The organism is Roseofilum acuticapitatum BLCC-M154 (assembly GCF_030068475.1).
In the GTDB taxonomy this organism is placed as follows: Bacteria; Cyanobacteriota; Cyanobacteriia; order Cyanobacteriales; family Desertifilaceae; genus Roseofilum; species Roseofilum acuticapitatum.
This window is the reverse complement of the sequence record NZ_JAQOSP010000101.1, coordinates 133,587-156,827: the sequence shown is the minus strand read 5'-3', so window position 1 is coordinate 156,827 and position 23,241 is coordinate 133,587. Positions and strand designations below refer to the sequence as shown.

The following is a 23,241-nucleotide window of genomic DNA, read 5'->3' as shown; positions in this document are numbered from 1 at the left end:
GCAGTTTTCGCTGTTATGTGGGACATCTTGATCCCCCTAAATCCCCCTTAAAAAGGGGGACTTTCCTATTCCCCCCTTTTTAAGGGGGGCAAGGGGGGATCTTTTCCTACTGTCCACCGATACAGCGCTTTGCGCTGTATCACCTTTTCTTTAATTGACGATCGCCCCAAAATCCGCCAATACCCGCGCATGATTCCGCAGAATGCTCAGTAAATTTAACCGGTTTGTTTGTATTTTTTCGTCTTCAGCCATCACCAAAACGCTATCTTCGCCATCGAAAAAGCGACTCACCGTCGGCGCAATTTCCGCTAAAGCAGTGACTAAATCTTGATAGTTGCGGGTTTCTTGACAGCGTTGGGTTTGGGGAACAATTTTTACCATGGCATCGTAAAAGGCTTGTTCTGAGGCTTGCTCGAATAAGTCGGGTTTGACGACTCCTACGGGATCGAGTTGTTCTTTATCCAAACTTCCTTTAACCGCTAACCGAGTGGAACGGTTGACGGTGGCGTAAATTTCGTCTAATTTGCCCGATGTGCGGATTTCTTGCAAAAATAGGGCGCGTTTGAGCAAGTCTAGCAGATCGGCTAATCCACGACTGGCGTATTCTGGGTCATCTTCCCCTAAAACGGCATTGACGAGATCGTAATCAATGCTTTTATCTTCTTGGAGTTGGGTGCGGATGCGTTGTAGGAAGAAGTCTTCTAGGGTGGGGACTAAATCGGGAAGCTCTGCATTGGGCCAACAGGAGGCTACACTATCAGTGAGCAGTTGGTGGAGATCGAGGGGTAAGTTGGCATCCCAGGTAATACTAATGATGGCATTAGCAGCGCGTCTGAGGGCGAAGGGATCGGAGGAACCGGTGGGAATCATGCCTAAACTAAAGATACTAATTAATGTGTCCAGGCGATCGCCCATTCCCACGATTTGACCGACCAGAGTTTGCGGTAAACTATCCCCAGCCCCTTTGGGCAGATAATGCTCTAGAATGCCGGTAGCAACGGCTTCCGATTCTCCACTAGCACGGGCATACTTTTCTCCCATCACTCCCTGCAATTCGGGGAACTCGTACACCATTTGGGTGACTAAATCGGCTTTACATAATAGGGCCGTGCGATCGCATAATTCCCGCTCTTCACTGCTTAACTGGAGTTGCTCGGCCAACACCCGCACACAAGTGCGAATGCGCTCCACCTTATCGCGAACGGAGCCTAATTTTTCCTGAAATGTGACCGTTTCCAGCTTCTCGACATAACGTTCTAGGGGTTGAGCTAAATCTGCTTGATAGAAAAACTGACCATCAGCGAGTCTAGCGCGAATCACCCGTTCATTTCCCTGGGCAATCAGGTCAGATTTGGCGGGGTCACCGTTAGAAACGGTAATAAAATAGGGTAAGAGTTCTGCTGATGTTTCCGATTGAAACACCGGAAAATAGCGTTGATGGGATTCCATTTCCATGGTGGTGACTTCGGTGGGGATTTGCAAAAAGTCATCATCAAATTTGCCCACCACTGCCGTCGGATATTCGACTAAGTTAGTCACTTCTGCTAGTAAATCCGGTGAAATACGGGCATATCCGCCCACTTTTTCCGCACAAGCTTTAACTTGAGTTTTGATGATTTCTTCGCGCTTTTGCGGGTCAACCTGAATAAAAATCGACTCCATGGCTGCTAGATAGTCCGATGCTTGCTCAAGACTCACCGGTTGAGGATGGAGGACGCGATGACCGTAGGAGAGGCGATCGCCGACAATTTGAGTTGAACCATTTTCGAGTACAATCGGCAGTACCTGGTCATCCAACAGGGCGACTAACCAACGGATGGGACGAGGAAAGCGAATTTGGCCATCTCCCCAACGCATAAACCGTCTTCCCTCTAACCCAGAAATCCATTGGGGAACCCATGCAGCCAACAGTTCAGCAAGTAAGCGGCCGGGAATCTGTTGGCGAACAAAGACAAAATCCCCTTTTTCCGTGGGTCGAATCTCAAAATCTTCTATATTTACCCCTTGTTTTTTGGCAAATCCTTCTGCTGCTTTTGTGGGTTTGCCGTCTTTAAATGCCGCTTTTGCGGGGGGGCCTTTGACTTCTTCTTCTCGGTCAGGTTGTTGCAGAGGTAATCCGTCAATCAGGACACAGAGACGACGGGGAGTGCCATAGACCTCGATACTTCTGGGGGTGAGGAGTTCATTTGCTAAACTTTGGGCAATGAGCGATCGCCACTGGTCGATAGCACTGGTGATAAAATCAGCAGGGAGTTCTTCTGTACCCACTTCTAAGAGGAATGTAGACATATTGCCGGATGTTTCGAGAGCGATAATGATGGCTATCCAAAGTTTCAGTGTACCTTGCTCTGGCTCTGATTAACCCAAAATACACCCACCAGAATCATAGCACCGGCGATCGCCACATTCAGCGTTAACGGTTCCCCCAACACCAGCCAACCGATGAGGGTAGCAATAATAGGCACTAAATAGAGGAAACTCGACGCTTGGGCCGTCGGTAAGTGCGCTAAAGTATATGTCCAAGCAATATAGGCCAGTGCCCCCGGAAAAATCCCCAAATAAGCCACCACTAAACCCACTTCCACCGTATCCGGGAATCGCACAAAGAAGAGAATCGGTAATGTTCCTAACCAGACCGTATAACTGGCTAATTCTAAAGGAGAATAACGCTTAAAAAACGGGCGTTGCAGGACAAAATAGACACTTTGGGAAAAAGCCGCTATTAAAATCAGTCCAGAAGAAGCCGCAAAACTCAAATCTTCTCCTTTTCCGACAACAATCAACACCATTCCCCCTAACCCCAAAGCCATGCCTAACCACCCTTGAAGGGGCAAAGATTCTTTGAGCATAACAGTCGCTAGAATTGCCGCCATACAAGGACTTGAAGCATTTAAAATGCTCGCTGTTCCTGCCGGAACTACAGTCTGTCCCCAAGATAATAGGAAATGATAGAAAGACACCCCTAAACATCCTTGCAGCAATAATCGCGGTAAATCTCCAGCATGGGGGAGACGTATTTTGCCGGAAATTGCAGCAAAGAGGGCTAAGATCAAAGCAGCAATCAAAAATCTAAAGGCCACTAAATTTAGGGGATGAATCGTTTGCACCGCATAGCGAACTCCCGGAAAAGCGGAACCCCACAGCAAGATACACAAAAGCGCACACCCCCATCCCAGCCAACGGGATTGATTCTTCATGATTCACACTCACCAATTAACCAATAGGTGGTCATTTTTCCTCGACCTCGCACATTAAAGATTCCTCTTTTTTCTAAAATAAACTTGTCTTTCAATTGCTCATAGGTTGCTTCAGTCACTTGAATTTTCCCCGGCAACCCTTGGGATTCCATCCGAGAAGCAATATTTACTGTATCTCCCCATAAATCCAGTTGCAGTTTACTGACTCCAATGACACCCGCAACTACCGCACCCGTATTGATCCCAATTCGCAGTTCAAAGGGTTGATCGTCATCGGTTTCCAGGAATTTTTCTAGAACGCGGGGACGATTAAATTTTTTGATAACTTTTTGCATATCTAAAGCAAGTTTAGCGACTCGTTCAATTGATTTTCGATGCTTAATATTCTGGTAAACGGGCAATCCTCCTACCACCATATAAGCATCCCCGATAGTCTTTATTTTTTCCAGTCCATAATGATTGGTCAGTTGATCGAAGTCTGAAAAAATTTCATTCAACAAAGTAACCAGCTCCGTAGGATTGATTTTGGCTGAAAGCTCTGTGAATCCGACTAAATCAGCAAATAAAACTGTTACTTCAGGTAAGTAATCGGCAATGGTATGACGATTTCTTTTCAGTTTTTCAGCAATATATTGAGGTAAGATATTCAGCAGCAGTTCTTCAGACATTCTTCTTTGTTTGCGAAGTTCATCTTCAATCTGTCTTTTTTCGGTAACATCTCGTACTGTTCCTTCAAAATAGAGCAACTCTTCACGATCGTTGGTCACCTTACGCACACTTTCTGAGATCCAAATAATATCGCCATTTTTACAATAAATTTCTGATTCAAACTCTTCTACAAAATCATAGATTTCCATGTAGGCTAAGAATTCATCTCGGCGTTGAGGACGAACATAAAAATTTTCATTGATATTGGTAATGGTAGCCATCAGTTCTTCTGGGGAATCATAGCCATAAAGTTGAGCCAGGGCTAAATTAGCTTTGATAAATTGACCTTCCGCAGTGCTTTGGAACATGCCATCAATGGCGTTTTCAAAAATACTGCGATAATTGTATTCCGCTTGTTGCCGAGCTTGTGCTTCTTGGGTGAGCAAATGTTGCAAATTGAGTAGACTGAGTTGAATGTTAATTTTAGAAAGAACTTCTTGAACTTGGATGGGTTTTGTGATATAATCATTCCCTCCAACTTTAAAGGCTTTGTTTTTATCTAAATCTCCGCTTAAGGCACTGACAAAAATAACGGGTATAGATCGATAGGTTGGATTAGATTTAATTCGTTCGCAGAGTTCATACCCATCCATATCGGGCATCATAATATCCAGCAAAATTAAATCAGGGGGCGAAAAGTGGACGGCATTGAGGGCTAATTCTCCATTAATCGCTTTGCGAACACGATACCCTTGTTCGGTGAGAATCCGAGATAAAAATCGGATGTTATTCGGATTATCGTCAACGACTAAAATATCCTGACAAGAGGGTGAACTAATATTGTCTGGCATTCTCTAAAATCCCAAATGAAAATGGGGCTATGAAGGCAATAGCCAAGACCCCTGAGCTGCGATCGCCTCTTTCCCGTTATAACATTGGTATTCCTGACTCCGATCAAGATCTTTGACCCTCGATCGCCTCTAGAGTGGTCTCCAGAATCAGATCCAGGCGGTAATGGGCGACTAAATCGGCGATCGCCTCCCTTAAGTCAGACTGATGATTAGGAATCTCTAGCAACAATTTTTGGATATACTCTTCATCCGCTTCAAGAGCAGCTTGATATAATTCATTGACCCAATCGATCGGCATCTCCATCAACTGCTCCCTGGATAATGTCCTCTCTGTCTCATAACTGGGATGGGGAACAATCTCCTGATTTTCAGGGGTTTCATAGATATATTCCACACCCAAATAATCACTCATTTTTGCCAATAAAACAGCTTGAGTCACCGGCTTATGAACTAATTCATTGCATCCAGCCGCCTCAATCAAAACTTGATCTTCCTCCAATGCACTGGCTGTGAGCGCTAAAATCGGAATGGCAGCTCGGCCAGTTTTTTCCTCTTGCATCCGAATTAAACGAGTGGCTTGATACCCATCCATAACAGGCATTTGCAGATCCATCCAGATCAGATGAGGAGCGCAATTTTCCCATAGCGTTAAGGCGGTTTCCCCATTATCTGCTTCCCAGACCTCAAAACCTAGGGGTTGAAGTTGTTTCAATAACAGTCGCCGGTTTTCCCAACGGTCATCCACGACTAAAATTCGATAGATGGGTTGATGGGGAGCTAAGGCTATAGGCTGTTTTTCCACCGTTTTCTCTGGAATATCTTCTGGATGAACCTCTCGTAAGGGCAGTTGCATCGTCACTAAAGTGCCAACATCTACTTGGGAAGAAACTTTAATCTCCCCCCCCATCAGTTGCACCAGTTGTTTACAAATGGTCAAACCGAGTCCAGTCCCTTGTCCAGATTTCACCCCTGAGCGAGTTTGTATAAAGGGTTCAAACAGTAAGGGTAATTCCTCTGGGTCTATGCCTTCACCTGTATCTTGGATTTCCCAGATATACTCTTGGGTTGGACGTTGATCCCTATTAGGAGCGGGAAAGACTCGAATACTCACTATTCCTCGATCAGTAAATTTAACGCTATTCGATAATAGATTCATCAGAATTTGTCTCAATTTGCCTTGATCGGCGATCGCCCAACTGGGAACTTTGGGATCAAAGTGAGTCGATAACCGAAGTCCTTTGCGATCTGCTTTGAGTCTTAACATATCCTGTACTTCATAGACCAACCGATGTAGATCGAAGCAAGTTTCTTCTAAACTGATTTTACCGGCTTCAATTTTAGATAAAGAGAGAATATCATTAATTAGGTCTAATAAATGTTCACCACTACGATTAATAATGTGCAAATATTCCTGATGTTCTCCACTGAGCAAAGATTCCTGCTTGAGAATTTGGGTAAATCCTAGGATCGCGTTCAAGGGAGTGCGAAGTTCATGACTCATCCGGGCAATAAATTGACTTTTGGTCTGGTTTGCTATTTCTGCCGATTGTTTGGCACTTTGTAGGGCAATTTGGATCTGTTTCCGAGCGGTAGCATCCATACCGACACTCAAGATACCGATCGCTTGTCCAGATTCATTATAGAGTACGCGATTTGTCCATTCAACCCACACGCGATCGCCATTCTTGCACTGATTTTCATTTTCATAGGTGGCATACTGTTCTGTGCTGGCTAAAATTTGGTCAATTATCGGATATAAACTTTGCCCATCTGTATCTTTTATGGGCACAATTGTCCCTTTGATGTTTTGACCGATAATTTCCTCTTCGGTGTAGCCAAAAAAACGTTGAGCAAATTCATTGAAAAATACAACATTTCCTTGACAATCGATTTGTAATATGATGCTGTTTGCAGAATCAACCAACTGACGATATTGGGTTTCACTCTTCCGCAACGCTAATTCAATCTGTTTGCGTCCTTCTATTTCTTTTTGCAATACTTGATAGTTTTCATCAAGGGCATCTTTGGCTAATTTCAGCTCTGTAACATCGGTTTGCACGCCAATATAATAGAGGAGTTCTTGTTGCTCGTTAAAAATTGGAGAGAGGGAGAGATCGTTCCAGAAAACAGTACCATCTTTGCGGTGATTTTTGAGCGTCACTCGGCAAGATTTTTTCTCTTTGAGAGCTTGTCTTAAGTGGGTTAATCCAGGTTGATTCCGGTCTTTTCCTTGTAAAATGGTGCAAGTTCGACCGAGAATTTCGGCTTGGGTATAACCAGTGAGTTTTTCAAATCCGGAATTGACGTAGACAATGGGATTTCCTGGTTTAGTGGAGTCGCTAATAATAATACCATTGGTGCTGGCGGCGATCGCCCGCTCCAGTAGTCCTAGTTTTTTTTCTGCATATTTTTGATCAGTAGTTTCACTACATATCCAAAGAGCTGTATTGTGTTTTAAGGGAGAAATGGTCGCCACAAACCAATGTTCTTCTCCATCCATAGGCCAACAATATTCAAGGTTTTCTATGGTCGTATTTTTATCGATAACATGGCGTGTCCAATACTGGTGAAATTCAGCCACTTTGGCGGGAGCAATGGTTTCAAGATTGTGATGTGAATGAATGGGGGAGCGAGTGGGAGCAACTTTAATGCATTCTCCTTCATAATTAAATACCATAATTGCTTCATCCATAGCCCCAAACATGGCAACGAGCTGATTTTCTGAATTTTGTAATAACTGCTTAGAGGATTTCAATTCAGTAATATCACTGATATTAAATAATAAATATTTTTGTCCTCCGAGTTGAATGACTTGGGCTGAAATTAAACCTGTTTTTTGCTCATGATCTTTGTTGAAAAAGCTGATTTCTATATTCGATATTTCTTTCTTTTTGGCGAGAATTTGATGTAAGTAATCCCAGTTTTCAGAAGATAAAAAAGAATTTAACTGGGATATATCTTCTCCAATTATTGCCGCTCGATCGTAGCCTGTATAGTTCAGGAAGTGTTCATTTATTTCTAAGATTGTTCCCTGTTCATAGCTCATCAAAAAAAGTAAACTGGGACTAGAAAAGAAGATTTTATGAAATCGCTCTTCTGATAGTACCCAACTGGCTTCGAGTTGTTCGATAATGTAGTCTTTTTTCTGGAGAGATCGCGATAAAGCTTGGTTTGCTTTCTGTGTTTTTTGATGCTGAGTATAACTAGCGGTCTTCACCTGTAGTTCCATCAAGTTGAAGGGAGCCACTAGATAATCTTTAACTCCTGCTTCAAAGAACTGAGTCTTATCTACGGAAGCACCGGAGGAATTTAGGGCTAAAATTGGTACATTTAGATAAGGGTGAAGGGCAGTACAAATCTTTAAAGGGGCAAAATTAGAAATCCCAACTTCTAAAAAGATTAAACTCGGATCGACGGTATCCACTAAGGTTAAAACTTGGGAAATTTCAGTAGCCCATTTAACAGAGTATCCTTGTTCAACCAGAAAGGTAGAGAGCCAAGCCAAACATTCCGGTTGGGGATGGGCGACAATGATATTGATCGGTGACGAGGAAGAGGGATACAGCATATTTGCAAATTCCCAAGATAATAACAGGATACGGAGAAACAATCAGAACGATCGGATTTGTGCTGAACTCTACAACCTGGAATCGGTTATTTATGCTTATGATAAATGTAAATCGGGATTGAATTAACGAATTTAGCGGAGATCCGTGTAAAGATAATTCAATTGCTCTGGAGTGAGTCGATCGCTGGCTACATCTAAGACTAATTTTCCCTGTTGCAGTCCTAAGATGCGATCGCTGTAGGTTTGGGCTAAATCAACTTGATGTAAATTACATAAAACCGTTAACCCCTCTTGTTCGCAGAGCGATCGCAAAATCTGTAAGACATGATGAGAAGTCTGGGGATCGAGACTGGCTACCGGTTCATCCGCTAAGATTAACTGGGCATTTTGCACCAGAGCGCGGGCGATCGCCACCCGTTGCTGTTGTCCTCCCGACAGGCGATCGGCTCGCTGAAAAGCCACATCCACCAACTTAACCCGATCTAGGGCTGCCAGTCCTTCGAGTAAGAGCGATCGCCCAAAATTCCCCGTTAAACACTGCCATAGAGAAACCTCCCGCAACCGTCCCCCCAAACAATTTTCTAAGGCACTGCGACGACGAACTAAATTAAACTGTTGAGCCACTAAAGCAATCTGAGCGCGAATATCTTGTAACTCCTGGGGTGAAGTATTGGTCAATTCCCGATCTCCTAACCACACTCGACCGCGATCGACCGGCAATACCTGTAAAATCGACCGCATCAGAGTCGTTTTTCCCGCCCCACTCAGCCCCAACACCGCCGTAAACTGATGAGGAACCAGGGTAAAACTCACCTCATCTAAGGCGATCTGATTTCCCGGATAAGTTTTAGTCAGTCCTTCAACTCTGAGCAAGTCCGTTATCCCTGAGATTTAACTTTTCCCCTCTAAGGAGTAGTATGCCTCAATCTTTCGTCCAGTGTTGTCAATTAAACGCTGAAACTATAGCTTAGAAGCACAGGTTATTGACCGATACTTTCTTCTGTTGCCTTTTCCCTATGTCTCAGGAGCCATTTTTCATTCAGTTAAGTTGGCAAGATCCGGAAACCGGCGATCGCCAAGATCCCGTATTTCCCTTACCGATTGCCTTGGGCCGAGAAGAGGTCTCGATGCCCAAAACCCTAGAAAATCAGACCGTTACCCCCGTGGTACTCAACCATAAAAAAGTCTCTCGCTTCCATGCCCTGATTACTCTAGAAGGAAAGCAAATTCTATTAACCGATCACAGTGTTAATGGCACTCGATTACACAATCATCTTCTGCAACAGGGAACCTTACCCCTTCAGAGTCAGGATCAGATCGAAATTGGCCCCTATCAAATCACCTTAACCTTGGTGAGTCAGTACGATCCACAAGCCACGGAACCCGAAAGCACCCGCCGATCCACCTTAATTTCTCCCACTCAAATCTCTTCCACCCCTTGGTGGTCTCAGTCCTGGATCGTTGGTATGATGGGCGCTGTGATGGCCGTTTGCCTGGCTGTGGGAACTTGGGCCCTAGTGAGTTGGCTGTTAGAGAAGTCTAGACCCTCTAAACCGGGTGTAGAAGAGGCTTTGAGGGTGGAATTACAGAAATGATTAAATTGGGGTGGCGATCGCAACGTTGGATACTGGTGAGCCTATTGGTGTGTCTTTTGACTGTAGTCGCTTACCCCAGTTGGGGGCGATCGCCCTTTAGTCCCATCGAAGAACGGGCCACCGTGCAAATGGATGGTAAGGTTTTATTTGAAATTACCGGTATTGTAGGATTTCCAGCTCCTGAGAGGGCGGAGGTGATTAACCTCAAATTAGAACAACTGCTGCAAACCTATCTCCAAGATCGCAACAGTACCCCCCAATACGAGATCGATCCAGATAATGAGCAAGCGATTTTAAGTTTCGATCGCTCCTATCTGTTAACCGTGACTCCCCAGGATGTGCGAGGAGAGCGAACGGTAGAATCCCAAGCGCGGCGCTATGCCGCTTTGATTTTAAATGAGATTGAGACAGCTCAGTATGAGCGCACAGGTGAGTATCTCCGCCAAGCGGTATTGGTAATGCTGGGGGTGCTGTTAGCGGCGATCTCCCTTCACCTAGGGATGAATCAGGGAGTCAAGCTAGGAGAGCGTCGTCTGGGCACTTGGATCTCGGCTGGAGAATTACGGATTCGGAACTTACAAATTTCGGAAAAATTACTGCATCGGCTAATTAAGTTAGTCCGTTTTGGGCTGCTGTTTGGGTTGTGGTGGGCCGTAGGGTATTATCTCACCGATCTCTTTCCCCTGTTGCGGCGATCGCGCTATTGGCTTTTTGATCTGATTCTGGAAAGTTTGATCGACCCCATTTTTACCCTGAATGAGAATAGCTACTCTCTGCTAGATCTGCTCACTTTAATCGGACTAACCGCCGGGTTATGGGTTGGGGTGCGATCGCTCACTCGCCTCTTCCGAACCCGTGTCCTAGCCTTTACCAGTACCGATCGCGCCGTGCAAGACGTATTAGGGGTACTCGTGCAATCCCTACTCATGTTTCTAGGGCTGTTACTTATTTTACAGATTTGGGGATTAGATGTTAGCTCTTTAACCATTATTGCCAGTGTGTTGGGGGTAGGGATTGGGTTTGGACTGCAAAATATCGCCAATAATTTGATTAGTGGCTTGATTATTACCTTTGAGCGCCATGTGCAAGCAGGTGATTTTGTTGAAGTCGCTAATTTAATGGGAACAGTCGAACAGGTAGGCGCTCGCAGCACCCAGATTTTAACCTTAGATCAGGTTTCCATTATTGTGCCCAATTCCCGGTTTTTGGAGACGGAGGTGATTAACTGGAGCCATAGTAACCCAGTGTCGCGGCTGCGATTACCCGTGGGAGTCTCCTATAATTGCGACCCGGAACAGGTTCGCCAGGTACTTATAAACACGGCCAACTCCCATACAGATGTGATGGTTGATCCTCCTCCCCAAGTGTTATTTAAGGGATTTGGAGAGAGTTCTTTAGATTTTGAGCTATTGGTATGGATTAGGGAACCTCGCGGACAGTTTAAGCTCAAAAGTGACCTCTATTTTCGTTTAGAGAAAGCCCTACGCTACTATAAGATGGAAATTCCCTATCCTCAACGGGATTTACATTTGCGATCGAGCCATTTAGACGAAATTTTACAGCACTTGCAAAAGAGTAAAGAAGATCCACAACCAGAGAACACTCCCCCTTTAGAGTTAACCGATACAGCATTGGAGTATCTGGTGCAGAAAATGCAAGGGCAAGAAGGAATAGAAATTAAGGATCGATGGTATCGGGGCAATTTTTATCCCGGTGTATTTGTAGCCGCAGAAGCCATAGATTGGTGGATGAAAGAACTGAAGCTCAAACAAGGGCAAGCGGTGCAGTTAGGGCAAGTATTGTGCGATCGCCAGATCATCCATCACGCTTTTCAGGATATTCCCTTTCAAGACAGTTACGAGTTTTACCGATTTTATAGCTAGTTAAAATCACAATCATCATTTAATCGGACTTAATATGAAAACTGATACCCTGTTAGGACTGAGCGATATTCGACAAACCAAGGTTTACCAAGAAGCTTTCCAAGAAGGAGAACAGCAAGGAGAACAGCAAGGACGACAAGAAGCCCAACTAGAGAACATTCCTCGGATGGCGACTTATGGATTATCTCCAGAAACGATCGCCCAATTATTGGATCTGCCTCTAGAAACGGTGACTGAAGTGTTAGAGAATTTGGATCGAGATAATCAATCATAAATAGATCCCCGATCGCCGTAGCGATGGTAAACTATATTGCTTTGGGTACAATTGAAAACAAGGCTTCTAACACTTCTTCTGGAGAATGATAGCCTAAACCATAACACGCCCGGTTACGCCAGATAATCGCCGGAAGATGTCCCACAGGTGCAGACAAAGAAAAGATGAGTTGATCGGTGCTTAACCATTTGGACTGAGAGCGCCAACCAATGCGATCGCAGAATACCTCATAATGGCGATCGCACTCCTCCCAAATCCATTCCTGCACCCCAAACCCAAACCGACCCTCACTATACTCATACCACAGCCGATCCAACGTCTCCATATCCGTCCTCGGCAGCCCTTCCATCTCCTCCAACCCCAGCTCATTCCCCTCCTCACATCCGGCAAGCGCCAACATTAACAACCAGGTATACTCATTTGCCTCTTGCCAACTCCCCGCCGCCAACAAATCTACCAGATGACTATAGTCCATCCCCACCTCAGACGGCCAAGGATTAGGCTCCGGAGTGCCCTGTAACTGTTGTAATTGCGCTAAAACCTCATACAAAAGGTTTCTCAACTCTTCCCGCTCCTGAGCCGCAATTTTGAGCTGTTTCTTTAACCAATCCTGTTCCCGTTCCTCCTCTGTCCATAACATCGACTCCTCAATCCAAATCGCACCATTCTCCAACTGCTCCCCCATCAACCGTCCCTGCTTCCACCAGCGCCAAGCTGTTTTATAGGAAACCCCCATCTGTTGGGCATAATTCGATAATGTTATTCGCCGTTGTTGTGTCACAAGCGATCGCCTTCCCCATTGATCCAGAATTGATATTAAAATGATCTAAGAATAAGGAACAAAACTCAATGTATCGGCAAAGTTCCACAGAGTTACCACCCAAAGTTTATGCAGAAGCTGTTGTGGTGGCAGCAACGGGAGAATCTCTGCTTTCCTCTCCCACCCTAGTCACCAGTAAAAATGTGGCTCAGTTTGATGCTGACCCTCGTTTACTTGAAGAAACTGAAAATCGTCTGCGAAAAGCAAAATTTGAAGTCTTATCCGTGGGTCGCTCCTCGATTAGTATTGCTGGGCCGCCAGAATTATATGAGCGAGAATTTAATACCCGTCTGATCGCACGGGAGCGCCTGGTCAACAAAGGGTTTTCAGATTGCGCTATGGGGACTTATCTGGACTCTTTGGATAATAAACCCAAAGGCGAAATTGATACCTCTAAAACGACTTGGGCAAATGAAGTGGCAGGTATTGCCATTAATGAGCCGATTTATTATGCCATTCGACCCAATATTCCGGCAGCGTTTCCTCCTTTTATTGACCGATCGCGCCATCTTTATGCACCCAAGGATATTGCCAAGGGGTTGAACGGCGATCGCCTGCATCAACTCGGAATTACGGGTCGAGGGGTGAAAGTGGTGATGGTGGACTCCGGTTGGTACGAGCATCCCTTTTTCCGAAGAAATGGATACCGAGGAAAGGTGGTGTTAGCTCCCGGTTCATCGGAACCCAAAAAAGACGATCATGGCCATGGAACGGGAGAGTCGGCGAACTTGTTTGCCATCGCGCCAGAGGTAGACTTTACCATGGTTAAGGCAGATGTGGCCCTGTATAAGCGGCCGTCGCGGAATCTGAATTCGATCGCCGCGTTGCGGGAGGCGATCGCCCTAAAACCGGATATCATTTCCTGTAGTTGGGGCAGTGACCAGAGACGCTCCATCCTCTCTCCTTACAATAAAGTCCTAGCCAGCTTGGTGGCTGAAGCGATCAATCAAGGCATTATTGTCATTTTTGCTGCGGGTAACGGTCATTGGGGATTTCCGGCCCAACATCCAGAAGTCATTGCTGCTGGAGGTGTTTACATGCCTTTGGATGAGTCTCATCGGCACGAACTCGAAGCGAGTAGTTATAGCAGTGGGTTTATTAGTCCCGTATATCGCGATCGCACGGTTCCCGATGTTTGTGGTTTGGTGGGACATCTTCCCCACGGTCAGTATCTGATGTTGCCCATTCCACCGGGATGTCAAACGGACGATCAATATGCCCAACGGGGAGATGGCACAACTGCTAACGATGGCTGGGCAGCTTTTAGCGGCACATCCGCAGCCGCTCCCCAACTGGCGGGCATCTGTGCTTTAATGAAACAAATTGACCCCAGTTTATCTCCAGAAAGAATTGCCAACATTCTGGAGGATACAGCCACTGATGTTACATTGGAATCCAAGGCTTATCCAAGACATCAGGTGGCGATCGGTCATGACATTCACACCGGACATGGTTTAGCCAACGCCTGGGAAGCCATTCAAGCCATTCAACCCAACGTAACAGAAAACCCTCCGCCCATTTCTACCCCTGCATCTACCCCACCCGTCATAACTCAGGAAGTTGGACTTCAACCCTCAAGCGTCACCTTATTTTCATCCCCATCTGAACCCACTGTATCGCCCACTGTTTTATCTAAGAGGAAACTGAAAATGTCTGCTGATTATCCCAAGCTCAGAGAAAAATTAGACGAAATTCGCAATGAGTTTGATGCGATCATCAAGCGCAAGATTGACGCTGGAGAAATTGAAGAAGTCCAGCTTTCGCTATCAGAGCATCATTTTAGTTCGCGATCGCCCCGAACCGATGGTCTTCTAGCCTTAGTTGCTTGTGTAAAAGAAGTCGATCCAGATGAAGAAAGTAAAACGGTTGTAGACGACATCCATCAAGTGATTACTCAAACCCTTAAGGCTAAAGGTTTGATGACTGAAGACTTAGAAAAGCGATTAAGCGATAATGCAGATTTTAAAAACGGATTAGAAAATATCCTAGAAGCACGCAAGGCTAAACCTGAAATTGGCAAAAAACATATTTATGCAGCCAAAAGCTTGCTGAAAGTTCGAGAATATCAAAAACTCGCCACCCGCGTTCTCATTGCTGGTATGAATTCACCAAAGTCGGATATCTCCGAAGAAGCTGCTAAGGCGCTCGGCGAATTTAGTGAAGAAAATAGTCGCTTTGCTTTGCCGACTAGTCATGGCCGCAATCTAAACTCAGTTTTTGATGTGCGGGCTAAACTTCAAGATCGTATTAAAAAGTGTAGGTATGTAAAGGAGAATAACGACGGATACCATATCGTACAAGACGATACCAGTTATTATGAGTGTAAGGACGAATGTCAGGATCGCAAAGGTCAATTTTACTGTGACTGCCATCCAGTCTAAGTTTCAGACTTGTACAGCAAGCCCTATGTAGGATATAAACCGAATTGGCTACTGCTTGCGTCGCAAGCAGTAGCATTTGGCGTATACACCCTGTAGTAGTCGGATTTGGGATTACCTCCACCTATTAACGGTTTCATCTTCGCAATCTCGGTTAGGAGGAACGTTAATATTTGAAGGCAATTCAGAGTGACAAATTTTAATATTACCTGAGATAATTTTATCAACTATATCTTCTGTTAAATTGGTTGAATTTAACAAGTCAGATCTAATGAAAATAGCACGGTCTAAAGTAGTACCAGAAAAAGAAGTTGCTTGAAGTGTAGTATCAATAAATTTTGCATTTGCTAAAATTGCATTGGTCATGTTTGCTCCATTAAGATTTGAATCTATAAAGACAGCATCTTCAAGAATGGCAAGATTAAAATCGGTATTTTCAAAGTCAACTTCTTTAAAAAGACTGCCTTGTCTGAATCTTACATTGTGAAGAATTGCATCTGAAAAATCAGCAGAATCTAATTTGAGTCTATGATTAGAAAAATCAATTCCTGAAAAGTCTTCTTTACAAAAATTTTTGTTTGCCCAATCCCGTTGATTTCCAAAGCGACTAAACCATAATAAATATCTTATAGAAAGGTGAGTCAAATCTCGCTTACAGTTAACTTCGGAAATTTTTGAATTAGCACTCTCAATGATAAAAGTATGAGTAGCGATCATCAATGTGAAGAATGTGAAGAGTCTAAGAATTATTGTATTTTTTTTCTGAAAAGAAATATCGTATTTTTCACTTTTTTTGATAAAGTTTTTTGCTAAATTAGATACCTCTACCTCCCGATTGGCCAGTTGAAATTGTGACAATTTTGATTTTAAATATGCTAGTTCATTAGATGACAATAGCCAGTCTTTTGTTCTGCCATTGCGATCCCATTCATTAGCATACGATTCTATTTCACGGGCGATTTTTATTTCTTCTCGACTTTCGTTTAAAAAATCTTCTGCCAACTTTGAAAACACAAAAATATCATTATATTTATCCTGAAAATATTGAGCATTTTTTAATTGTTCTCCCTGTAATAGATAATCTTTGTTTTTTGCTGCTTTTTCCCACTCTTTTGCCTGCATTTCAAGTGTTTTGCCTCTAAGCATAATTTCTCTATTTTCGTCAACCCAGTTTCGCAGTCTAGGCCATCGATCAATCAGAACTTCATGGACAATTTCCACAATGTATTCCTGGTTACTATTTTGTCCGGTAACTACTAAGCGCTTATCAGCTAATCTATTGACAAAATTCCACTCAGATGGGTTGAGATCCGCTTTCATTACCGGTTTGCGAGTATCTCGCTCGTCTTCTCCAGGATTGACTAACTTCAGAAAAATCCGTTGAGCTGTTTTTATTTGTTCCGGATTCCAATTCGGGTCATCCAAAATACCATCCGCATAACGAGCTAGTGCGCCCTTAACTGTACCAATGGCACGATAATCGTTAAGAGTAATTTGCTTGCCTGTACGTTGCTTCCAAAGTTCAGTAAGGGTAAACTCCAGCAAGGGCAAATTTCCCGGTTCATTTTCTAGATCCTCAAGAATAGTTTTTACCAAACCCGGTTCAAAAGTTATCCCTAGCTTTTGCGCCGGATTTTCAATGACCTCGCGCAGTTGAGTATCATTCATTGCTCCCAATTTCAGATCGTCATCCAGCACTTGAGCAAAGGAGGCATAGGACAAGGCATTACCCAAGAAATCCGCCCGCATGGTGAGTACCAACACCAAGGGAGAATCGGAACTGGGAGTATAGATATTGTCAATTAAAATATCGAGAAATCGATCGCGAATTTTTCTGTCGGTACAGACGGTATACAGTTCTTCAAATTGGTCGGCAATTAAGAGGAGGCGATCGCCAGGATAATTGTCTTGAATCGTCGCAATAACATCCGAGAGCAACACCTCCCCACGGCGGAGGAGATCCGCCAAAGTATTGCCCTGAGCCAGTTGTTCTGTTTTATTCAAATCAGGCGTATACAGAGGAACCAGGGCTGTAGCCAGAGCATAAAAGGGGTCGGCAATCTCCTGTTTATCTTGTTTGCGAATCACACCAGGGCGAAAATAAGTAAACTGCCAAGAGCCTTCCGCCTGTAGTTTCGGCACTAACCCCGCAAACACCACGGAAGATTTGCCGCTCCCTGACGCACCCAAAACGGGAATAAAATTGCGAGTTTGAGTGGCTTGATAGAGTTCCTTAATAAAGTCATCCCGACCAAAAAAGTATTCAGCATCCTTGGGGCTAAAGTGAAATAATCCTCGATAGGGACAACGAAGGCTATCGGTTTCGGTAACGTCCTCATTTGTGCTTGCTTTGGGATGGCTGTAGAAATAATTGTAGATAACGTTGCCCGTACCAATAGACAACCCCTTAATTTCCCCATCTACCTGGGAATGATATTGAGCCATTTCATCAGCCATATCACTGCTTCTCCCTGTCACTGGAGCAATTATAACTGATGACTCTTAATCGGAAATGACTGCGATTCGAGTGCCAGCGATACAAGCTTCTCCACCACAAACACCTGTTTTTTTTGTGATCCCTTTGCCCCTGAGACTCATGCTTTGGGTCAAATGCTGAACGATCGCAGCTTTTTCAGCAAGCGATAGAGTCAGCAGTTGCTCTTCTAGTTCTTGGCTAGTCATGGACGATAGGAATAATCAGAGGATAATTGGATTTTAGACCAACTCACTGCGTATCTTGACTAATCCTTAGATTTCCCATGACCCCCGAAACGAATGCCGATGAAGACATCGTAAAGGAAACTCCAGAAACTCTGTTTTTCTAGAAGTCCTAGGGTTTGGGTGCAGCCTTTGCGGTCTAATAAAGGTTTCATTACTCCATAGGTTTTTTGGTAGTAGTACCAGGGAATGGAGGGCCAAAGATGATGAACAAGATGATAGTTTTGCCCAAAAATTAATAGATTGAGAATTGGACTTGGATAAACTCTGGCATTTTTCCATCGGGCGGTTTCATGGAAGGGACGATGGGGAAGATAGTCGAAGAATAGGCCGAGGGCTAAACCAACAATGCCACTGGGAACGAACCAGAAGTTAAGGATATAGCTCAAGAAACCCCAATGATAAGCTGCGGTAACGATCGCCACTAAAAACAACCGACTGAGAAACCATTCGAGCAGTTCATTGTTTTTCCAGAGCTTGCGCCTGAAAAAGTAGATCTCGTGGTAGAAGAAGCGGGCGTTAATCAGCCAGAGGGGGCCCCCTGTGGAGACAAAATGATCGGGGTCGTTTTCAGGATCGTTGACGTTGAGGTGATGCTCAATATGGACGCGGGTGAAGACGGGGAAGGCAAAACCGAGCATGAGGGCGCTACCATGGCCGAGAATGGCATTGAGTAGGCGATCGCGATGGGCAGCATTATGGGAGGCATCATGAATGATCGTTCCTGCTAAATGCAATGCCAAAATACTCTCGACAAATGAGAGCCAATGGGGTAACCCCCCCCACCAATATCCCCAGACTGACAGCCCAATTAAGATCAGAGCTGCCATAAACATGATCACATTGAGATTCAAAAAGGTCTCAGGTGGATGAAGCAACTCTTTGGGAACGGTCAGGGGTCTTTGTGCCTCCGACACCATCATGCGATTCTGTACTCCTTCATGTAACTCGTACAAATAAGCCTTTGGGTAGTATAGAGGATGAGGGGTAAATAATAAAGTTTTGTAACATCAACTCATTTAATAAATCTATACTGTTATCCCTCGATCGCCTTTATCTTAGGAACAGAGCATCAAAATGGATCTATAGTGATGAAGCTCCTGTTATTCCTATTGCCCAGTGTACTTCTAACTTCGGGAAGTAGCGATCGCCCCTGGCAAGGCTATGCCCTGCCTCCCACTGAGGTTTCTAGCCTAGAAACTCCAGAACCCAGGTTTTCTGGTTGGTTAGCCATGGAAGGAGGCTTTCCCCAACCGGGTTTAACCCGCTTTACTGCCGCTAATTTTGGCTCTCAACGCCTCAATGAGCATTTGGGCTGGTATTTGCATCAGGTGGCCCTCTATGGCCCCCCGGATATTCTGATTGTGGGCAGTTCCCGCGCCCTGCAAGGGGTCGATCCCTTTGCCTTGAGAAAAGCCCTAGGAGAGGAACAGGGGCAAGAATTGAGCATTTATAATTTTGGCATCAACGGTGCAACCGCCCAAGTGGTAGATCTGTTGATTCGAGAAATTCTCACCCCCGATCAACTTCCCCGTCTCCTTCTGTGGGCTGATGGGGTACGAGCATTTAATAGTGGTCGCCCAGATCGCACTTATGAATCGATTCTTGCATCTGAAGGCTATCAATTGCTTTTAGCCGGAGTGCGTCCGATGGTTCCCCTACCTTTAGCGAATTCTGAGCAGTGTTATGACTTTCCTGTACCCTTTGCGAGTTCAGAACCATCGGTTTCTTTAATTTCTAGTGCCCTCAGTTCCCCTTGTCTCTTGCCTCCCGTTTCGGAACGCCATCAAGCTTCAATCTGGGATAAGGCTTTAGCGACTATCCAGGCTAACCGCACCTTGAGTGATTTAACTCCTTTGGGCTTTTTACCGGTTCAGCAGGTGTTTAATCCTCAAACTTACTATAGCCAATATCCTCGCATCGCTGGACAGTTTGATGGGGATTATAGTCAATTCTATCTTCAGGGAGAACAGGCGATCGCCCTCTCTAATCTCCTCAGCTATACTCAAAGACAACGAGTTCCCCTCGTCTTTGTTAATCTTCCCCTGACTGCTGATTATCTCGATCCAGTTCGTTTAGGGTATGAACAAGCTTTTCACCAGGAACTTAACCAATGGTCGGATCATCAGGGCTTACAGGTGGTCAATCTGGTTAGTCGGGAATTAGATAACCTCAAAAATCCGGGCTATTTCGCCGATCCCAGCCATATTAATCAACGAGGGGCGATCGCCGTTGCTCACTACTTGGCCAAACATGCTAACATTCCTTGGCCAAAACCTCAATCTAGGATGGAGTTTGCCAAATAACGATGAATATGAGATCGAGTAGTCCAGTCTACTGGTTGTTTGTATTTAGCCTTCTAGGAGCTGTTCTTCTCTGGGTACTCCGAGGAATTGGGCTATTGACCTTTATTCCTGGAGGAATCATCATTTTGCTGCTCTGGACGGCGATCGCTGCTGGTATCCTTCAATTGAGCATCACCCGTTTCTAGTTGCTCGTTACAAAACTTGATGATTCGCGAGAGTTAGGCTATAATTCTCCCGTGGTTTAAATAAGCATATACTCCTAAAAAATATGACAACTTCTTCTACTGTTGCCTTAGCTACCCAAAATAAATCTGTATCAACCTCCATTCAAGCCAAGGAATCCTGGAAAAAGATGCAGAACTTGTATCAAGCAGATCAACAAGTCAAATATTTGCACTTAGAAGCTGAAGTAGAGTGTTTGTTGCAGCAGATTCAATTAATGGCTCGAAAATAGCGCCTGGCATCAAACGGTCTCACCCCGGTTTCTCCTCCTGAAGAGGCACAAAGTTAGGGTTAATCAGCCATAATTAGGTAATCCTTTACCTAAGAAGAGCTATGAGTTTATCTTTACCTCATCTCATACTCCTGACTTGGACTTCCCTATGGCGAAACCCCTTGCGATCGGGTTTGACCTTGGTTGGAATATTTATGGGAGTGTTTGCCGTTGATGCAACTCTCAAAGTTCGTACCATTTCTACAGCCGTCATGGAGATGGAGTTAGCGAAACGGGAAGCTCCACGGGTACAGGTCTGGAAATGGGGAATGACTCCAGAAGATAGGACTTTTTTCGAGCAACGCTTGACAGAAATTGAGGCGATCGCTACAAGTGAATTTATTAGTTGGAATGGTTCAGTCTTTTTTGAAGACCAAGAAGCCCAAGCGACTACCAGTGCTGTATCTGAAGCCTTTATTTCAACTGCGGGCCGCCAACTCATCAAGGGCAGATCCTTTACACCTAAAGATTTTAGAGCGTTTCGTGCAGTGACAATTATCGATCAATACTTAGTCGATCAACTCTTTGAAGACCGCGATCCCATTAATCAACGTATATATGCTGAGGGCAGACCGTATACCATTATCGGTGTAGTAGCAAGCCTTCCAGCCGAGGGGGAGCAACGGGGACTGGTATTGATTCCTTCAAGTATTCATTATGCCTTGAGCGGCTCTCCGAACTTCCGTCAACTGTTGATTCGTCCCCAAAGCTTAGAGCAGCTCGATCCTCTAGAAAAACAGGTTAAAAGTTTAGTCCAACAAAGATTCCCTCAGCAACACTTTTGGGCAGGAACGAATATAGACGATATCCTACAACAGCGAGCAACCCTAAACTTAGCATCCCAAGGACTAGCATTAGTGGGATTAATTGCTCTGTTCGTCGGTGGTGTTGGTATTGCCAATATTAGCATTGCCTCCGTGATGGAAAGAAGAGCAGAGATTGGCCTGCGTTTAGCTATTGGTGCAACAGAGCGCGATATTTTATTTCAATTCATCCTAGAAGCTACCTTACTCAGTTTAGTGGGTGGGGTAATGGCGATCGCCACCGTTCACGGTTTAACCCTCATTGTCGTCGATCAATTTGACTTACCCTACCGTTTCGATCCCCAAGTCGCTGGATTTTCCCTCGGAGCAGCCCTAGTCGTGGGTATGGGAGCCGGTTTTTTCCCCGCGTGGCAAGCCAGTCAACTCGATCCGGTCAGAGCTTTACGGTCTTAATTGAAAAATAGCTTGACTTTAAACTCAAAATAGATAATAGTAGAAGATCGGAGTGCTTAATCAGGTTACTGAAACGCTCCCAGAAGCGGAACTGGCGGAATTGGTAGACGCGCTAGATTCAGGTTCTAGTGTCCGCAAGGACTTCGGGGTTCAAGTCCCCGGTTCCGCATCATCAAAAAACGTTATCCCGTAAGACTTTCATCACGAAGTCATTGCGGACACTAGAACCCGCTCACACATATTTCACACAAACTCACCATAACATTCCCTTTTTTGGGAAGTAAAGTAATAGGTCAAACCATGGAAGTACCCAATGGTTACCATAAACATATACAAGGGCATATACTATGGGTGTTGTGGCTATTTTCCTAGACACCCAGAACATATACTTTATGTCTGAATTGAAAACCGTTCAGAGGTTTTTGCCCTTTAGAATATTAATCGACACTCTCTTGCGTTAAATTTCAGTATATCCCATGGGCGAACCCTTAATTGAACTGCACGGTATTTGTCAAACCTTTGGTCAGAGCAAGATATTAGATCATCTGGATCTGACCATTTATAAAGGAGAAGCATTAGGGATTATTGGGCCCTCTGGCACAGGAAAATCAACCATCTTAAGAATTATCGCCGGTCTGCATCAGCCCGATGCGGGGGAAATTTATGTGGCTGGACAAAAGCGGGAAGGCTTAGTGGGAGATGTCCAAGATCCCATTACGATTGGTATGGTATTTCAGCAAGCGGCTTTATTTGACTCGTTAACAGTAGGGGAAAATGTGGGCTTTCGACTCTATCAAGAGGGAAAAATCCCTCAGAAGCACATCCGGGAAATGGTCGAAAAAAAACTGGAATTGGTGGGATTATCAGGAATTAGCGATCGCTTCCCAGCCCAACTTTCCGGAGGAATGCGTAAACGAGTCAGCTTTGCTCGAGCCATTATGGAAAATCCCCAAGATCCCCAAGATCATCCAGAAGTCCTCCTCTATGATGAACCAACCGCAGGACTCGATCCCATCGCCTCCACCGTCGTTGAAGACCTGATTCGCTCCCTGAAAGAGAAACAAGGGGGCTGTAGCACCTATGTGATGGTCACTCACCAGGAAAGTACCATTCGCCGTACAACTGACCGTATTGTGTTTATGCACCAGGGTAAAGTCCAATGGGATGGCAAAATCGAAGAAATTGACCACACGGATAATCCCTATATTCGCCAATTTGCGGCAGGGAGCTTAGATGGCCCGATTCCCGTCATCAGTTAAGATAAAGCTGATACGGTGCTGGAGTCAGTAAAAA

The 23,241-nt window shown here is 44.7% G+C and carries 17 protein-coding genes, 1 tRNA gene and 1 pseudogene; 10 read left to right on the top strand and 9 right to left on the bottom strand.

The features are described from left to right. Positions 1-150: 150 nt before the first annotated feature. The 5 genes from glyS to phnC all read right to left on the bottom strand — a co-directional run bounded on the left by glyS (position 151) and on the right by phnC (position 9,137). A complete protein-coding gene (gene glyS / locus PMG71_RS15755) occupies positions 151-2,289 on the bottom strand; it encodes a glycine--tRNA ligase subunit beta (protein ID WP_283754662.1) in 2,139 nt (712 codons plus the stop codon). 44 nt (positions 2,290-2,333) lie between these two features. Continuing rightward, the gene (locus PMG71_RS15750; protein ID WP_283754661.1) at positions 2,334-3,197 is read right to left on the bottom strand and encodes a DMT family transporter; all 864 of its coding nucleotides are present in this window, start codon (positions 3,195-3,197) and stop codon (positions 2,334-2,336) included. Further along, positions 3,194-4,696 (bottom strand): adenylate/guanylate cyclase domain-containing protein, encoded by a 1,503-nt coding sequence (locus tag PMG71_RS15745; RefSeq protein WP_283754660.1) that lies wholly within the window; start codon positions 4,694-4,696, stop codon positions 3,194-3,196. Before PMG71_RS15745 ends, PMG71_RS15750 begins: the two co-directional genes overlap by 4 nt. Positions 4,697-4,799: 103 nt before the next feature. Continuing rightward, the gene (locus PMG71_RS15740) at positions 4,800-8,264 is read right to left on the bottom strand and encodes a PAS domain S-box protein (RefSeq protein ID WP_283754659.1); all 3,465 of its coding nucleotides are present in this window, start codon (positions 8,262-8,264) and stop codon (positions 4,800-4,802) included. A gap of 132 nt (positions 8,265-8,396) precedes the next feature. Then, positions 8,397-9,137, bottom strand: a complete 741-nt coding sequence (phnC, locus tag PMG71_RS15735; RefSeq protein ID WP_283754658.1) for a phosphonate ABC transporter ATP-binding protein — start codon at positions 9,135-9,137, stop codon at positions 8,397-8,399. A 143-nt stretch (positions 9,138-9,280) separates the two neighbouring features. Between phnC and PMG71_RS15730 the strand changes: the two genes are divergently transcribed. Genes PMG71_RS15730 through PMG71_RS15720 form a run of 3 tightly spaced genes read left to right on the top strand, consistent with a single transcriptional unit; the run spans position 9,281 to position 12,016 of the window. Continuing rightward, complete coding sequence (locus tag PMG71_RS15730; RefSeq protein ID WP_283754657.1) at positions 9,281-9,859, top strand: FHA domain-containing protein; 579 nt, start codon at positions 9,281-9,283, stop codon at positions 9,857-9,859. Next, positions 9,856-11,742, top strand: coding sequence for a mechanosensitive ion channel domain-containing protein (locus PMG71_RS15725; protein ID WP_283754656.1), 1,887 nt, complete (start codon positions 9,856-9,858; stop codon positions 11,740-11,742). Before PMG71_RS15730 ends, PMG71_RS15725 begins: the two co-directional genes overlap by 4 nt. A gap of 34 nt (positions 11,743-11,776) precedes the next feature. Next, a complete protein-coding gene (locus PMG71_RS15720) occupies positions 11,777-12,016 on the top strand; it encodes a hypothetical protein (protein WP_283754655.1) in 240 nt (79 codons plus the stop codon). Between the two features lie 31 nt (positions 12,017-12,047). Here the strand turns inward: PMG71_RS15720 and PMG71_RS15715 are convergent, their stop codons facing one another. Next, positions 12,048-12,797, bottom strand: coding sequence for a GUN4 domain-containing protein (locus tag PMG71_RS15715; RefSeq protein WP_283754654.1), 750 nt, complete (start codon positions 12,795-12,797; stop codon positions 12,048-12,050). Between the two features lie 68 nt (positions 12,798-12,865). Here PMG71_RS15715 and PMG71_RS15710 point away from each other — a divergent pair, with 68 nt between their 5' ends. Beyond that, positions 12,866-15,217 carry a S8 family serine peptidase gene (locus PMG71_RS15710; RefSeq protein WP_283754653.1) on the top strand — a complete coding sequence of 784 codons (2,352 nt, stop codon included), beginning with the start codon at positions 12,866-12,868 and terminating at the stop codon, positions 15,215-15,217. Between the two features lie 111 nt (positions 15,218-15,328). On the opposite strand, the gene PMG71_RS15705 is transcribed toward PMG71_RS15710, so the two are convergent. The 3 genes and pseudogenes from PMG71_RS15705 to crtR all read right to left on the bottom strand — a co-directional run bounded on the left by PMG71_RS15705 (position 15,329) and on the right by crtR (position 18,855). Further along, positions 15,329-17,671: a pentapeptide repeat-containing protein gene (locus tag PMG71_RS15705; RefSeq protein ID WP_283754652.1), complete on the bottom strand. Its 2,343-nt coding sequence runs from the start codon at positions 17,669-17,671 to the stop codon at positions 15,329-15,331. 57 nt (positions 17,672-17,728) lie between these two features. Further along, a pseudogene (locus PMG71_RS15700) lies at positions 17,729-17,896 on the bottom strand (DUF433 domain-containing protein); the annotation flags it as partial. Positions 17,897-17,955: 59 nt separating this feature from the next. Then, a complete protein-coding gene (gene crtR, locus PMG71_RS15695; protein WP_347179302.1) occupies positions 17,956-18,855 on the bottom strand; it encodes a beta-carotene hydroxylase in 900 nt (299 codons plus the stop codon). 168 nt (positions 18,856-19,023) lie between these two features. Between crtR and PMG71_RS15690 the strand changes: the two genes are divergently transcribed. From PMG71_RS15690 to PMG71_RS15665, 6 genes are all read left to right on the top strand, one after another. Continuing rightward, on the top strand, positions 19,024-20,238 hold the full coding sequence (locus PMG71_RS15690) for a hypothetical protein (RefSeq protein WP_283754649.1): 1,215 nt from the start codon (positions 19,024-19,026) through the stop codon (positions 20,236-20,238). A gap of 2 nt (positions 20,239-20,240) precedes the next feature. Beyond that, complete coding sequence (locus PMG71_RS15685; RefSeq protein ID WP_283754648.1) at positions 20,241-20,423, top strand: hypothetical protein; 183 nt, start codon at positions 20,241-20,243, stop codon at positions 20,421-20,423. An 83-nt stretch (positions 20,424-20,506) separates the two neighbouring features. Further along, positions 20,507-20,692 (top strand): hypothetical protein, encoded by a 186-nt coding sequence (locus PMG71_RS15680; RefSeq protein WP_283754647.1) that lies wholly within the window; start codon positions 20,507-20,509, stop codon positions 20,690-20,692. Between the two features lie 101 nt (positions 20,693-20,793). Continuing rightward, positions 20,794-21,948, top strand: coding sequence for an ABC transporter permease (locus PMG71_RS15675; RefSeq protein WP_283754646.1), 1,155 nt, complete (start codon positions 20,794-20,796; stop codon positions 21,946-21,948). 85 nt (positions 21,949-22,033) lie between these two features. Then, a tRNA-Leu gene (locus PMG71_RS15670) sits at positions 22,034-22,117 on the top strand. Positions 22,118-22,424: 307 nt separating this feature from the next. After that, complete coding sequence (locus tag PMG71_RS15665; RefSeq protein ID WP_283754645.1) at positions 22,425-23,207, top strand: ABC transporter ATP-binding protein; 783 nt, start codon at positions 22,425-22,427, stop codon at positions 23,205-23,207. Positions 23,208-23,241 lie beyond the last annotated feature (34 nt).